Raw genomic sequence first — 14,643 nt, 5'->3', positions numbered from 1 at the left:
TTCCGAAAGTTTATGACACAAGAGTTGAAAATGGATTGCCAGCTACAACTATTGCTGTTGTATATTCAGAGGAAAATTTATATTTGCATCCAGATAATGAAAAATATAGACGAATTATTATCGATGCTGCAAAAAAGTATGATTTAGCTCCACAAGCTTTAGCTGCTAAAATAAATGCAGAAGCTGGAACTAAAAAAGGAAGTCAGGAATGGAATGCAGAAGCAAAGGCCTCTGGTTCTACGGCTGTAGGTTTAACGCAATTTTTAAAAGGGACATGGTATGAAATGTGTGTTTCTTCAAAATATAAGGATACTTTGTTGCAACAATATGTTGTAAAAAATAAATTAATTCCTAATTTTAAAGAGAATATGTCAATAAAAGATATTTCGGATGCAAGCAAAATTAAATTAAGAGCCTTGGGGACTAATCCTCAGTTTTCAGTAGATACAGCGGCAGCTTATGCTAGAGCAAATATTAATGGAATGAAAAATTCTTATCCAAAGATTGCACAATTGGAGCCTGCTGATCTAGCAAAAGTAAGTTATGTAGCACATCATGACGGTTTTACTGGATTTGGTAGAATAATTGAAGCTACGAATGAAGGTGGGTGGGATAAGTTAGTTACTCAGGTAAGTCCCAATGATCCAAATAGTAAAAAAATAAAAGCGTATAAAGAAAGATTTAATGACGGGAATTCAGCATATAGATGGTGGTTATGTACTGAATACACAGATCTAAAGATTAATGTTAATAGATATACATTAAGTCCGAAAAATGGTGGGAAATTTAAAGAACCACGTACGATGGAAGATATTATTATCTATTTGGGAGGAAAACCATTAGTTAGACCGAGTAAAGCTTTTGAAAATAAGTCAACAGTTTCTAATAACTCTTCTGAAAATATTACTATCGTAATTACGTCTCTTTATGAAAGTAAAGTAAAGCCAAATGTTACTTATTATGTAAAGTCTGTTTATGGGAAGAAGCTACATACAACTAATGCTAGTGGAAATGATGCATTAAGTGTGAAAAAAGGAGATTCTTTAGAAATTATTTTTGATAATAAAGTATTAAAAACCCTTGTCGCGAAAAATGATCGAGAGGAGTTTAAAATTGAGTTTCCAAAAATTAATAATGAAGAAAAAAAAATAGAGAATGTAAATGAAGGGTTGAGTTTCGGAAAATGGAGGAATCCTTTGAATGGGATTTGCCAAATTAGAAGGTTTGGTTATAAATCGTTACCATTAAGCGCCAATGCGAAAAATTATAATTCTAAAACTTTATCTGAAGCGACTAATGTTGCATCTAGGTTTACAGTAAATACATATCGGGCACAAGGAAAACATCAAGGTATAGATATTGAAGCTGATTTGGGAACAAAAATTTACCCTGTTTGTGTTGGAAGAGTTGCGAGGGTTTTATTAGCTTATCCAGGTTATGGTAAAACGGTAATTTTGGAATGCAATGTAAAAGATTTACCAGAAGAAAAGAAAAAACTATTAAAAAATAAAACTCAAGGGGTGGTTTACTTTGTTTATGCACATTTAAGTAATATATCAATAGAAGCTGGAGTTCAAATTACAGATCTAAACACTGTTCTAGGCGCTACAGGTAATTCAGGTAATGCAGGTAATATGACGAAAATTGAAGAAGGTTCTCATTTACATTTTGAAGTAAGAACAGAAATTAATAAATCAATGGGAAAATCAGGAATGGATTATCGTTTAGATCCATTTCCGTGGATTGATAATTGTAAGACAATAGAGAATGGTGTGCAGCTTGGAAGGTAGCTATATGACTAAATTTTTTTTCACTGTAATTACTATATTTTTAATGATTAATTCTCAGGTTAAAGCTGAGTATAATTTAATTGAAAATGAGGATAGGCCTACTTTTATTGAACAAGGGTATAGAAATATATTAAATTCGTATTTTACATATATAAGTATTGATAAAAAAAATTATCAAAACAAAAATATGGTAAAACTTCCATATCAAGATGTTTCAATTTTACTTAATCCATTGTTAAGTAATAATAATAAAATTAAGGGTGAAAATTATTATTTTATAAATTATCAACCATACTTTTCAATTAAAAATAGTAGCTATAAGCTACCCTTTATTATCTCAGATGTTAGCGCTATTGGTACAAGTATGATATTTGATGATAGTAACATATCAATCTTTTCGATAGAAAGTTATGTGAATCCAGTTTCGAGTAACGATTCAAAAGAATTTAAGAGTAATATTTATATTGTAAATAAAAAAAATTTAGGTTTATATAACCCTGCTTTTTTAACTATTGATTCTCAGGTGAAAAATGTTTATGAAATTCCCCTAAAATTTAGTAAACTAGCTTCTATAAAATATAATAAAAATCAAAATATGTATAATATAGTTTATGAAATACAACAGCCAAAAGAGAATTTTAGTTCGACTGGTAGACTAGTTTACGAAAAAACACCTATTGAATACTCATTTGCTTTAGTCTTGGACAAGAAAAAACCTTTTTTGATTAAAAATTTTGTTGAGAGGGTAAAAGGTAGCAATAAAGTTATTTCAAGAAATGATAGTGGTGGACAATATTCATATTTTATTAAATGAGTAAATTTTGTAATATATCAAAATGAGTTAAGCTTAAAAATTAATTCCTTTTGATATTATAGCTCAATATAATAGACTTCTTGCGAAACTATAAACTGTTTATAGTAGCTTTATGAAATATGAAAATTTAACATAGTTCGATGATTTTGAATTCAAACGTTTAGTCAGAGTAACATGTCTTTTATTTTCTAAAATGATTCTTGTTTTAGAAGAGGCTGAACGTTCTAAGAAAAATCTGTTTGCCTTCACAGCTTAGCACTTGAAGATCAGTTATTATTAATATTGAAGTACTTACGATCTAATAGTATTCACCTTGAATTTTCTGCTGAGTTTGCAATAGTTGAAAGCAACGCCAATCGAACCATCCAAAAAATTGAGAACTGCGTTATACAGTATTTTTATTATCGAAAAAAATCAAGAGATTACAGATCATGACTTTGTTATTGTGGATATAACAGAATCTGAGATTGAACATCCTAAACAGACAAATTAAGTCCTATAATGGTAAAAAGAAAAAATCCAATAGCCAATCAAAAAATGACCATATAGATTGTTATTGATATAAAGTCCGCATTTAGTAGAAAATATGTTTTGTAGACTAAAGTAGTTTTGAGAAATAGCCACTTGATATGACAAATTAAAATGGAAATATGAAATTTCTGTTGCATTAGCTTGTATATTTTTATGGCTACTCTTGTAGATTAAATTATGAACCCTAAACATCAACAGGTTCTAAATATTTCAAAGGAATTCAGCATGTTTAAAAGTATTTAACAAAATATATTTATTATTGTTTTCTTAATTTTTCGGGGGAATTACCATGGTGCGACCACAATAATTGAATCTTGTTTGCTCGAAATTGATAAAGCTAGACTAGGCGAACTTAAACGATTAGATCAAGTTTATTCAGCTCAATAATTAAGCTTTACAAGATATTTAAATTGCATAAGTTAATAGATCTTTCTTTTGATTTAAAACATTGAATTTGTTTAAGGAATAGTTATAACGAACTATTCCCTATCTATTTCAATCCTCCAAAATCTCTTCCAACACTTCTTCATTCGGTGCAAAGAAGTACGCACCATCGACAGGGGTTACAAAGTGCAATAAACGGTCATGAATTCCATCCCCTTGGGTACCAAACATATTCACCAACATCCGATCAATACGGGTTAAATCTTTGGTATAAGCAATAAAAAATAAGCCCTGTTCACCTTGACCATCACCATAAGGCAGAGAGTGACGCAGAATTTCCAATTCATCACCTTCATCATCTTCGATAACAACACGCGCAATATGGGCATTTTCAGGTTTTTGCTCATCGTCCATCTCAATACTTTCTAATTTAGAACGACCAATCACATTTTCCTGCGCATCTACTTTTAAACGTTTCCATTTTTCAAGTTCATGGACATAACGCTGTGCAAAAATAAAAGATCCATCTTCGAAAATACCTGAATCTTCACCCAATAAAGCAGTCTCCGCACGATCATCAGGAAATTGAGGGTTTTCAGTACCATCAATAAATCCCGTCAGGTCACGACCATCGAGATAACGGAAACATACACGTTCGTCTAAAACTTCAACTTGATCTTGGATACCATCAAAAAACGATTGGCTCAGTGCAAAACAAATGTCAGTACGTGCAGAAGCAATGTGAATCAGAACATCAGCAGGAACAACGGGCATTTGAAATGCGCCTTGAATCGGTTCTAACTGTTTAAATCCCAGAGGAGCAGTATGATAAAGCCTTGACCAAAGTTCTGGACCAAAAGCGATTGCGGTTTTAATCTCAGCTTCGGGGTGTTGCGTGATCAGTCGATCACGTGTACTTAATAGCGCATTGAGACGCTTTTTTAAGCCATCAATAGACAGATTTTTTAAATTTAAAACGATAAAACGCGCGTGGTCAGAAGGTAAAGGTAAAATTACAGATTGGGCTGTCATATCGTGATGGCTCCTCAATTTTTATTTATCAATTTACTTATTGTGCATGAACTGGCAAGAGCTGAATAGTAAAGTCTTATATTTTTTACCAATTAAATTAATCGAAATGTATCGTTTTAAAACCGCTATAATGCTTTGTTCAAAATATTTTATTTTTTGTTATGTCCTATCAAGTTTGGTTTGCATATATGTTGGCGTGTTGGGTGATTAGTATATCACCTGGTGCTGGCGCTATTGCGTCAATGTCGAGTGGTCTAAATTATGGTTTTCGCCGTGGTTATTGGAATGCAATTGGCTTACAGCTGGCATTGCTGGTGCAAATTGTAATTGTTGCTGCTGGAGTCGGTGTATTATTTGCTACCACACCGATGGCTTTTCTTGCGGTGAAATGGTTTGGAGTGTTCTATTTACTCTACTTGGCCTATATGCAATGGACAGCTAAAACACAATCTATAGACATCCCAACTGAACAACCGACAAAATCCATTCCCAGATTGGTTCTAAACGGCTTTGTGGTCAATATCAGTAATCCAAAAGCAATCGTATTCTTACTTGCTGTCTTGCCTCAATTTTTAGATATGTCTAAACCTCAATGGATTCAATATGTGATTATGGCGATCACGATGATTACGATTGATTTAATTGTGATGGCTGGCTATACAGGATTGGCTGCAAAAGTTTTGAGATTGCTTAAATCTCCCGAGCAGCAGAAGTATATGAATCGCACCTTTGCCGTATTATTTAGTTGTGCCGCAGGTTTATTAAGTTTAGTACATCAATAAAATTTCATGAATTAAACTGTTCACCAATCAATAACAATCAATAAAACATTTAATATGCCGAGGGTCGTTTGAATTATCTAGAATTTTATCTGTATGCCATCAGCGTAATTATTATGATTGCAACACCTGGACCAGTCATGATTTTGGTGGCAAGTGCAGGTTTAAAAGGAGGTTATCGCAAATCATTACAAACCATCGTGGGAACAAATCTTGCGTCATTGGTATTGATTGCAATTTCCATTTTAATTCTAAAAGGCATGCTGAGTGTAAATGAAACACTTTTCCTGACCATTAAAATTCTTGGATGCCTTTATATCGCTTATCTCGGTTATGGCATACTCAAAGAGGTTTGGTTTCAGCATGGTCAACAATCAAATGCTATACTTTCACCAGTAGACGGAGGGCTAGCGAGAGGCTTTTTGGTCGGTATTTCAAATCCAAAAGATATTATTTTTTTCTCATCGTTCTTTCCGCAATTTATTCATGTTCATTCTGATCTGAATATGAGCTTGGTTATTCTTGTGATCACATGGATTATCTTGGATTTTCTCACTTTATCTATAGTCTACTTGTCTTTTAATCAGCTCTCTAAAAGTAGAATTTATCCCAAAATATTGGGACTTTGTGGGCTGATTTTAATCACAATTGCATTTTACGGCTTATACGTTTCTATCCAAAACTTGCTTTAAGAATAAGATTTCAACTGAATCGTAAAATGACCCTGATTCAGTTGAAACGCCCTTTTTTGACTTTCATGGTACAGAAGATCAGTGCAAACAATAAGGACATGGTTAAAACGATACTTAAACCTGTTGAGATATTCAATGCAGCACTCGACCATAAGCCTACAGTCACCCCAATTTGTGCAATCACAAAAGCACCGACCACCATTTGTTTAGGAGAATGTGAAATCAAACGTGATGCTAAGGCGGGGATGACGAGAAGAGCACCCATCAACAATGAACCAACTGCACGTAAGGCAAGAACTGTAAATAATGCCAATAGCAACATAAAAATCAAACGTTGCCATTTGGCATTGACACCTTCACTCACTGCAATGTCAGGATCAATTGCAATTTGAATTTGTGCTTGCCAGTGATAATAAAGAATTGCTAAAGCACCTATAATCACAGCAGCGAAAACAGCCAAGTCAGACCATTCAATGGTGAGTAAATCACCGAATAAGTAGCTCAACAGCTCTGGACGCAAAGCAGGTAAGTGTTGAATCAGCAATAGACCAGAACAGAGCAGGGTAGCTGCACATAAAGCAAGCAAGGCATCATTAGGCAGACGAGGGTCATGTAAAACCCAAAGTACAGCAACTAAAAGAATCGCAGTGAAGGTAACGCCAACCCAAAGTGGTAAACTTAGAACGGCAGCTAAGGCAACGCCAAGCAAAGTGCCATGCGCCATGGTGTCTGCAAAAAAGGACATTCTTCGCCAGAGCATCAAACAACCTAAAGGCGCAGTTAGAAACACCAACAGTGTTCCCATGATCCATGCAGGTAAGAGTAATTCTAACCATTCCATCATGGTTTAAGCTTCCGGTTCAGGGTGAATGTGAGGATGAGAACCATGTTCACAGGTCTTGGCAGAATCACCATGGGCACAATGATCATGATGATGCTGATAAAAGGCATGTTGCTTGCCAAAGGTATCACCAAATAAAGCCCGATACTCAGGATGTTGCTGAATGCTGTCTGGTAAACCACTGCAACAGATATGCTTGTTTAAACATACGACACGCTGTGTGCCTTGCATCACCCATTGTAAATCGTGAGAGACGATCAAGATGGCACAGCCATAGCGTTCAGGCAAGCTTCGAACATAACCATATAATTCTGCCTCAGACTGGATGTCTAAACCTTGCATAGGCTCATCCAAGACCAAAATATCAGGTTGGCGTAATAATGCCCGTGCTAATAAAACGCGTTGACGTTCACCACCAGAAAGTTGTTGCACTTTAGAGTTTTCGAGTTTGGCAATGCCCGTATCGCGGATAATTTCGGCTTTAATGGCTTTATCGCATTTTTCCAGATCAAGCAGGTCCTTAACCCTTAATGGAAGACTATGAGAGGGATTAAATTTCTGAGGTACATAGGCGAGCTTCAGTTTTGATGCGCTGACAATACTCCCTGAATTGGGTTTTAAAATACCCAACAGAACTTTGATCAATGTGGATTTACCTGCACCATTGGGACCAATGAGCGTGACAATTTCTTTTTCTTGCAGTGAAAAATCTACATTTTTTAAAATATCACGATCATCAATCTGGACATTGATCTGCTTTAGCTGAACAAGGGGAGTGTTCACGCTTTGCTTGAGCACTGCTGACATATTCCTGAAATCTCAATAATACTATGATGTGCTTTGAACTTGTCGGACTCTGCTAAATGATTCAATTGTTGAATCAGACCTATTGCTGAAGCTTCTTTCACTGTATGACATTCAGTACAGATCAGAAAAGCGGCTTGATGCCCTTCGCGTGGATGACAGCAAGGGATATAGGCATTAATAGAGGTTAAGCGATGAATAAATCCTTTTTCCAAGAGGAAGTCGAGTGTTCTGTATACGGTTGGAGGAGCTGCTGGACGTTCCGCGGCTCCTTTCATCTTGGCGAGAAGGTCATATGCACCCACTGGTCCTGATGCATTCAAAATCAACTCCAGTACTTCTTTGCGTAGGGGAGTAAGACGCGCGCCTGAGGTGGCACAAAGGTTTTCTGCTTCTGATAAACGCTCTTGTACATTGAGATGATCGTGTACACCATGCAAAGTATCATGGTGTTCGTGTGAACATAAGCTCATATCAGACCTCAAAACTTCTTATTTGAATGAAGACAATCGTAAATATTAACATGAAGCTCTATCAACTTACGAATGGCGTAGGTATTTTTTAACTTTTGTTATACTATAACATAAATTTTTTTTGGTAATACACTCCCATGAATCGCATTATCGCTTTTTGCTTATGTGCATTATTTGCTAGTGTCACTTGGGCTCAAGCGCCTTTGGTGGTCTCAACTCATCCTATTTATCTGATCGCAAAAGAAATCACCCAAGGGGTAGAAGAACCTATTTTGCTGTTGGGAAATCAGACAGGACATGATGTACAGCTAACACCAGATAACCGAAAGACGATTATGGAGGCTTCATTGGTGGTTTGGTTGGGGAAAGCACACGAAGCACCTTTGGAAAAAGTTCTTGGAGACAATACCAAAGCCATCTCTATTCTTGACTCAGGCATCATTCAGGCACTTCCACTCAGAAATCCGAAAGGTGTTGCACTGAAAGACACCATAGATACCCACGTTTGGTTAGACCCAAACAATGCCGTACGCATAGGCTTCTTTATTGCGGCATTGAGGTCACAACAGCATCCTGAAAATAAAACTGTTTATTGGAACAATGCGAAAAAGTTTGCCAGTGAAATGTTGTCTGCTTCACAAAAAATTACTGCGGCAGGTGCTGCACGTCCTTATTGGGCATATCACGATGCATATCAATATCTTGAACGTTCACTCAATTTAAAATTTGCAGGTGCAATGACTGATGATCCTCATGTGGCGCCGACGGTTACACAGATCAAGTTTTTAAATGATACGCGTCCTTACAAAAAAATGTGTTTATTGGCAGAAGCCAGTGCAAGTCCGAGTCAATATCGAAAATTGGGAGAAATTTCTTTTCAATCCGTAGATGAGACGTTAGCAAAACAACAAGATTTTGTGGTTGCATGGCAAGCTTTGGCACAACAGACACAAGCCTGCGTACTTAATGCACGAAAATAATGTAAAAATTAATCAACAATTGCTCATATGAAAAGCAACCTGTATATCGAAAAAAACACGACTAAGGTCGGGAAAAGATTGCATGTTCAGGGGTGTAACTCTATAATGCCTGCGATTAAAAACGATCATCAGCTAAACTTGTCAAGCATTTATGCTGTGAATGGATAAAAAATGAGCCAAACTAGTCGCTTGATTGACCGACGATTAGCAAAAGCTTTGGTCTATTTACAAGCATTAATGATACCTGTTTCAGCCTTGGTAGCGTGGGTCTTGAAAGACTCGACTGCGGCTTTAAGTGCAGCATTAGGTGCACTGTTATGTTGGCTTGCCAGTTGTTATTTTTCTTGGCAGTCGTTTCGAGCCGCAGGTGCACGTGCTTCAAAACAGGTTCTTTCGAACATGTATCGAGGCTTGATGGGCAAATTTGCAATTGTGATCGTTGGTTTCATTTTAATTTTAAGCAATGTCAAACCGTTATCCCCGGTAGCATTGTTTTGTGGTTTTATTCTCGTTCAGGCGATGTCGTGGGTTGCTCCATTTTGGGTAGCACGACAACAAAAACGAGTATAAGCGCAGCAGAAATTGAAAATTTTTTTGGGGATTAACGAGATATCATGCAGCACGCGATATTCGTTAACTCTATTTATTATTTGACATTGACCAGGTGTGATTTATGGCTGCTGAAGAACATGCCCTGACTTCGACCGAGTATATCAAGCATCACTTGACCAATATGACCTATGGCAAAATGCCAGATGGTACTTGGAAATTGGCTGAGAATGGTGCAGAAGCTCAACAGATGGGGTTCACTGCTATTCACTTGGATTCAATGGGTTGGTCAATTGGCCTTGGTTTGATTTTCTGTTTGATATTCTGGTGTGTGGCGAAAGCTGCAAACTCTGGTGTTCCTACCAAGTTCCAGTCTGCAATCGAAATGATTATCGAGTTTGTTGACTCAAGTGTTCGTGATACTTTTCATGGTAAATCACGTTTAATTGCACCTTTAGCCTTGACCATTTTCGTGTGGATTTTCCTCATGAATGCGATGGACTTAATTCCTGTTGACTGGATTCCTTATCTAGCACAACAAATTGGTGCAAGCGTATTTGGTATGGATCCTCACCACGTTTACTTCAAGGTTGTTCCATCTACAGATCCTAACATTACCCTTGGTATGTCATTGTCTGTATTTGCTTTGATCTTGTTCTATAGTATTCGTGAAAAAGGCATCGGCGGTTTCGTTGGTGAATTAGCACTTAACCCATTTAATCCAAGTAACCCAGTTGCAAAAGCGTTATTGATTCCAGTGAACTTGATTCTAGAATTGGTAACATTCCTTGCACGTCCAATTTCATTGGCACTCCGATTATTCGGTAACATGTATGCGGGTGAGTTGATCTTCATCTTGATCGCATTGTTACCTTTCTGGATCCAATGGGCGTTGTCTGTGCCTTGGGCTATCTTCCACATTCTTGTTATTACGTTGCAAGCCTTCATTTTCATGATGCTAACAATCGTATACTTGAGCATGGCAAGCGAAAAACATTAATGGTATTGCCTAACTGTCATCAGGTGGTTAGGTATAATTTTTTTAATTTAATTTGGTATAAACCTAACCTCTGAGGAATTATCATGGAACTCACTTTAGGTCTAGTTGCAATTGCATCTGCTATCTTGATCGCTTTTGGTGCTTTAGGTACTGCGATTGGTTTTGGTCTTTTAGGCGGTCGCTTCCTTGAAGCTGTAGCTCGTCAACCAGAATTGGCTCCACAACTTCAAACTCGTATGTTCTTAATCGCGGGTCTTCTTGATGCTGTGCCTATGATCGGTGTTGGTATTGGCTTGTTCTTCATCTTCGCTAATCCATTTGTAGGTTAATCAGCTTAATTCCGAAATTCACTATTTGAGGAATTTGCAATGAATATCAACCTCACATTGTTTGGCCAAGCGATTGCATTTGCGATATTTGTCGCATTCTGCATGAAGTTCGTATGGCCACCACTAATCAATGCGATTAGTGAGCGTCAGCGTAAAATCGCTGATGGCTTAAACGCTGCGGAGAAAGCGAAAGCTGATCTTGCTGATGCACAAGCACAAGTTAAGCAAGAAATTGATGCGGCGAAAGCACAAGCGGCTCAATTGATCGAACAAGCGAACCGTCGTGCGGCACAATTGATCGAAGAAGCGCGTACCCAAGCATCTGCTGAAGGTGAGCGTATTCGTCAACAAGCGAAAGATGCTGTTGACCAAGACATCAATTCTGCTCGTGAAGAATTACGTCAACAAGTTGCTGCTCTTGCAGTTGCTGGTGCAGAGAAAATTCTGAACCAACAAGTTGACGCAGAAGCTCATAATGCCATGCTGAATCAGCTGGCTGCTAAACTTTAAGAGAGGCGAATATGGCTGAACTCTTGACGTTGGCACGCCCATACGCTAAAGCAGCATTTGCTTATGCATCTGAGCAAAATGCAACTGACGCTTGGTCAAATGCATTACAACTGCTCAGTGCTGCGGTGCAAGATGAAGCATTTTCCGCTTATTTAAATCGCCCTGAGTTGACACCTGCTGAGCAGGTTGGTCTTTTTGCGAAAGTTTTAGGTAATGAACAAACTGAAGCTGTGTCAAACTTTTTGACACTTCTTGCAGACAATGGCCGTTTAGCATTGTTACCTGAAATCGACACAGAATTTGAACAACTCAAATCGCAAAATAACAACACTGTAGATGTTGTGATTGAGTCAGCTTTCCCGCTGGACTCAGTACAAGAACAGAAGTTGGCTCATGCGTTGGAAAAACGCTTGAACAGCGCTGTGAAAATCACAGTTGAAGTAAACCCAGCATTGATTGCTGGTGTTGTTATTCGTGCAGGCGACCAAGTGATAGATGATTCTGCGCTTAGCAAGCTTGAAAAAATGCGGACTCGTCTTCTAGCGTAATTGTTAAAAATAACTGCGAACAGAAGACTGAACTTTAAAAAGATTGAGGTATAGCGCAATGCAACAACTGAATCCATCCGAGATCAGTGCGCTCATTAAACAGCGTATCGGCGATCTGGACACCAGCGCGACCGCTAAGAACGAAGGGACCATTGTTATGGTTTCCGACGGTATTGTGCGTATTCACGGCCTTGCTGATGCAATGTACGGTGAAATGATCGAATTCGACGGCGGCTTATTTGGTATGGCACTGAACCTAGAACAGGATTCAGTGGGTGCCGTTGTCTTAGGTAACTACTTAAGCCTTCAAGAAGGTCAAAAAGCTCGTTGTACAGGTCGTGTATTAGAAGTTCCGGTTGGTCCAGAACTTTTAGGCCGTGTAGTAGATGCTTTGGGTAACCCAATTGATGGTAAAGGCCCTATTGATGCAAAACTTACTGATGCTGTTGAAAAAGTAGCACCAGGCGTAATTTGGCGTCAATCAGTGGATCAACCTGTACAAACTGGTTATAAATCAGTAGATACAATGATCCCTGTTGGTCGTGGTCAGCGTGAGTTGATCATCGGTGACCGTCAAACTGGTAAAACAGCAATGGCGATCGATGCGATCATTGCTCAAAAACAGTCAGGCATTAAATGTGTATACGTTGCGATTGGTCAAAAACAATCAACAATTGCAAACGTAGTACGTAAGCTTGAAGAAACTGGCGCCATGGCGTACACCACTGTTGTAGCAGCAGCTGCAGCTGATCCTGCAGCAATGCAGTATCTAGCACCTTATGCTGGTTGTACAATGGGCGAGTACTTCCGTGACCGCGGTGAAGACGCGCTTATCATTTATGATGACTTGTCTAAACAAGCTGTTGCTTACCGTCAAATTTCATTGCTTCTTCGTCGTCCACCAGGTCGTGAAGCATATCCAGGTGACGTGTTCTATCTTCATTCACGTCTACTTGAGCGTGCTTCTCGCGTATCTGCCGACTATGTTGAGAAATTCACGAATGGTGAAGTTAAAGGCCAAACTGGTTCATTAACTGCATTGCCAATTATTGAAACTCAAGCGGGTGACGTATCTGCATTCGTACCAACAAACGTAATTTCGATTACTGACGGTCAGATCTTCTTAGAAACATCATTATTCAACGCAGGTATCCGTCCTGCTGTGAACGCGGGTATCTCTGTATCACGTGTTGGTGGTTCTGCTCAAACTAAGATCATCAAAAAATTGTCAGGTGGTATCCGTACCGCTCTTGCACAATACCGTGAATTGGCTGCGTTTGCTCAGTTCGCTTCTGACCTTGATGAAGCAACACGTAAGCAACTTGAACATGGTCAACGTGTAACTGAATTAATGAAGCAAAAACAATATGCTCCATATTCAATTGCTGACCAAGCAGTTTCAATTTATGCATCTAACGAAGGCTATATGGCTGACGTTGAAGTGAAGAAAATCGTAGACTTTGATACTGCGTTGATCTCTTACTTCCGTTCAGAGCATGCTGCGTTAATGCAAAATATCGATGCAACTGGTAACTACGACAAAGACATCGAAGCTGCGATTAAAGCAGGTATTGAAAGCTTTAAAGCGACTCAAACTTACTAAGATTCAACGATGTTGAATCTAGTTATGGTTTGGTTCACGGATCAACCTTCGGAAGCTCGAAAGGGCTTTCGAATACTAGGTTAAGCGTATGGCAAATTTAAAAGAAATTCGCGCCAAAGTAGCTAGTATCAAAAGCACGCAGAAAATTACTCGCGCGATGCAGATGGTAGCAGCTTCTAAGATGCGTCGTGCGCAAGAGCGCATGGCTCAGGGCCGTCCGTATGCCGAAAATATGCACCGTGTAATTGCTCATTTGGTACAAGCGAATCCTGAATATAAACATCGTTATATGGTTGAACGCCCAGTAAAGCGCGTTGGCTATATCATTGTTTCTTCAGATCGTGGCCTTGCTGGTGGTTTGAACATTAACTTGTTCAAAAAAGTGGTCAAACACGTTCAACAGCAACAAGAGCAGTCAATTGAAGTTCAATTTGCTTTGATTGGTCAAAAAGCGGTTTCGTTTTTTAAAAACTACGGCGGTAAAGTACTTGGAGCAACTACAAACGTAGGTGATGCTCCAAGTCTTGAACAGTTAACTGGTTCTGTACAGGTGATGTTAGACGCATTTGATAAAGGCGAATTAGATCGTATTTATCTTGTGTCAAACGGCTTTGTCAATGCCATGACTCAAAACCAAAAAATCGAACAACTCGTTCCTTTAGCTGCGGCTGATACGGAAGAGAATCTTAACCGTCAATATGGTTGGGATTACCTATATGAACCAGAAGCTGAAGAGCTTTTAAATGGTTTATTGGTTCGTTACATTGAGTCTATGGTTTATCAAGGCGTGATTGAAAACATCGCATGTGAGCAATCTGCACGTATGGTTGCAATGAAAGCTGCAACTGATAACGCAGGTGAGCTTATCAAGAGCCTACAACTCATTTATAACAAGCTGCGTCAAGCCGCGATTACTCAGGAAATCTCTGAGATCGTTGGTGGTGCCGCTGCCGTTTAACATTATTTTGAATTGAGGAGACAGCA

General features: G+C 38.4%; 16 protein-coding genes and 1 pseudogene. 13 read left to right on the top strand and 4 right to left on the bottom strand.

Annotated features, from left to right (window positions below):
• The 3 genes and pseudogenes from IMO47_RS01950 to IMO47_RS19925 all read left to right on the top strand — a co-directional run.
• On the top strand, positions 1 to 1,790 hold a 1,790-nt coding region (locus IMO47_RS01950), incomplete at its 5' end, for a M23 family metallopeptidase (protein ID WP_196077382.1).
• Between the two features lie 4 nt (positions 1,791 to 1,794).
• Complete coding sequence (locus IMO47_RS01945; protein ID WP_196085097.1) at positions 1,795 to 2,604, top strand: hypothetical protein; 810 nt, start codon at positions 1,795 to 1,797, stop codon at positions 2,602 to 2,604.
• A gap of 112 nt (positions 2,605 to 2,716) precedes the next feature.
• Positions 2,717 to 3,304, top strand: a pseudogene (locus tag IMO47_RS19925) (transposase family protein).
• Between the two features lie 326 nt (positions 3,305 to 3,630).
• On the opposite strand, the gene IMO47_RS01930 reads toward IMO47_RS19925, so the two are convergent.
• The gene (locus IMO47_RS01930; protein WP_196074695.1) at positions 3,631 to 4,551 is read right to left on the bottom strand and encodes a Dyp-type peroxidase; all 921 of its coding nucleotides are present in this window, start codon (positions 4,549 to 4,551) and stop codon (positions 3,631 to 3,633) included.
• 161 nt (positions 4,552 to 4,712) lie between these two features.
• Here IMO47_RS01930 and IMO47_RS01925 point away from each other — a divergent pair, with 161 nt between their 5' ends.
• On the top strand, positions 4,713 to 5,333 hold the full coding sequence (locus IMO47_RS01925; RefSeq protein ID WP_196074694.1) for a LysE family transporter: 621 nt from the start codon (positions 4,713 to 4,715) through the stop codon (positions 5,331 to 5,333).
• A gap of 68 nt (positions 5,334 to 5,401) precedes the next feature.
• A complete protein-coding gene (locus IMO47_RS01920) occupies positions 5,402 to 6,022 on the top strand; it encodes a LysE family translocator (RefSeq protein WP_196074693.1) in 621 nt (206 codons plus the stop codon).
• Positions 6,023 to 6,059: 37 nt separating this feature from the next.
• Here IMO47_RS01920 and znuB read toward each other — a convergent pair whose 3' ends face one another.
• From znuB to IMO47_RS01905, 3 genes are read right to left on the bottom strand one after another with little or no spacing between them, the layout of a single operon-like run.
• A complete protein-coding gene (gene znuB, locus IMO47_RS01915) occupies positions 6,060 to 6,866 on the bottom strand; it encodes a zinc ABC transporter permease subunit ZnuB (RefSeq protein ID WP_196074692.1) in 807 nt (268 codons plus the stop codon).
• Between the two features lie 3 nt (positions 6,867 to 6,869).
• Positions 6,870 to 7,670 carry a zinc ABC transporter ATP-binding protein ZnuC gene (gene znuC, locus IMO47_RS01910; RefSeq protein ID WP_196074691.1) on the bottom strand — a complete coding sequence of 267 codons (801 nt, stop codon included), beginning with the start codon at positions 7,668 to 7,670 and terminating at the stop codon, positions 6,870 to 6,872.
• A complete protein-coding gene (locus IMO47_RS01905) occupies positions 7,643 to 8,140 on the bottom strand; it encodes a transcriptional repressor (RefSeq protein WP_196074690.1) in 498 nt (165 codons plus the stop codon). Before IMO47_RS01905 ends, znuC begins: the two co-directional genes overlap by 28 nt.
• 137 nt (positions 8,141 to 8,277) lie before the next feature.
• Between IMO47_RS01905 and IMO47_RS01900 the strand changes: the two genes are divergently transcribed.
• The 8 genes from IMO47_RS01900 to atpG all read left to right on the top strand — a co-directional run bounded on the left by IMO47_RS01900 (position 8,278) and on the right by atpG (position 14,617).
• The gene (locus tag IMO47_RS01900; protein WP_196074689.1) at positions 8,278 to 9,120 is read left to right on the top strand and encodes a metal ABC transporter substrate-binding protein; all 843 of its coding nucleotides are present in this window, start codon (positions 8,278 to 8,280) and stop codon (positions 9,118 to 9,120) included.
• Between the two features lie 171 nt (positions 9,121 to 9,291).
• On the top strand, positions 9,292 to 9,690 hold the full coding sequence (locus IMO47_RS01895; protein WP_005034576.1) for an ATP synthase subunit I: 399 nt from the start codon (positions 9,292 to 9,294) through the stop codon (positions 9,688 to 9,690).
• A gap of 103 nt (positions 9,691 to 9,793) precedes the next feature.
• On the top strand, positions 9,794 to 10,669 hold the full coding sequence (gene atpB, locus IMO47_RS01890) for a F0F1 ATP synthase subunit A (protein ID WP_004831991.1): 876 nt from the start codon (positions 9,794 to 9,796) through the stop codon (positions 10,667 to 10,669).
• Between the two features lie 83 nt (positions 10,670 to 10,752).
• The gene (atpE, locus tag IMO47_RS01885; RefSeq protein ID WP_000424060.1) at positions 10,753 to 10,998 is read left to right on the top strand and encodes a F0F1 ATP synthase subunit C; all 246 of its coding nucleotides are present in this window, start codon (positions 10,753 to 10,755) and stop codon (positions 10,996 to 10,998) included.
• Between the two features lie 39 nt (positions 10,999 to 11,037).
• Positions 11,038 to 11,508, top strand: coding sequence for a F0F1 ATP synthase subunit B (locus IMO47_RS01880; protein ID WP_004831990.1), 471 nt, complete (start codon positions 11,038 to 11,040; stop codon positions 11,506 to 11,508).
• Between the two features lie 11 nt (positions 11,509 to 11,519).
• Positions 11,520 to 12,056 (top strand): F0F1 ATP synthase subunit delta, encoded by a 537-nt coding sequence (locus tag IMO47_RS01875; RefSeq protein WP_004831989.1) that lies wholly within the window; start codon positions 11,520 to 11,522, stop codon positions 12,054 to 12,056.
• A 58-nt stretch (positions 12,057 to 12,114) separates the two neighbouring features.
• Positions 12,115 to 13,659, top strand: a complete 1,545-nt coding sequence (atpA, locus tag IMO47_RS01870; protein ID WP_004831988.1) for a F0F1 ATP synthase subunit alpha — start codon at positions 12,115 to 12,117, stop codon at positions 13,657 to 13,659.
• Between the two features lie 88 nt (positions 13,660 to 13,747).
• A complete protein-coding gene (gene atpG / locus IMO47_RS01865) occupies positions 13,748 to 14,617 on the top strand; it encodes a F0F1 ATP synthase subunit gamma (protein WP_196074688.1) in 870 nt (289 codons plus the stop codon).
• The last annotated feature ends 26 nt before the right edge of the window (positions 14,618 to 14,643 follow it).

It is taken from the genome of Acinetobacter sp. Res13-Abat-PEC15-P4-01 (assembly GCF_015676285.1).
In the GTDB taxonomy this organism is placed as follows: domain Bacteria; phylum Pseudomonadota; class Gammaproteobacteria; order Pseudomonadales; family Moraxellaceae; genus Acinetobacter; species Acinetobacter nematophilus.
The sequence above is the reverse complement of the archived record's forward strand: the minus strand, read 5'-3'. Positions and strand labels throughout refer to the sequence as shown.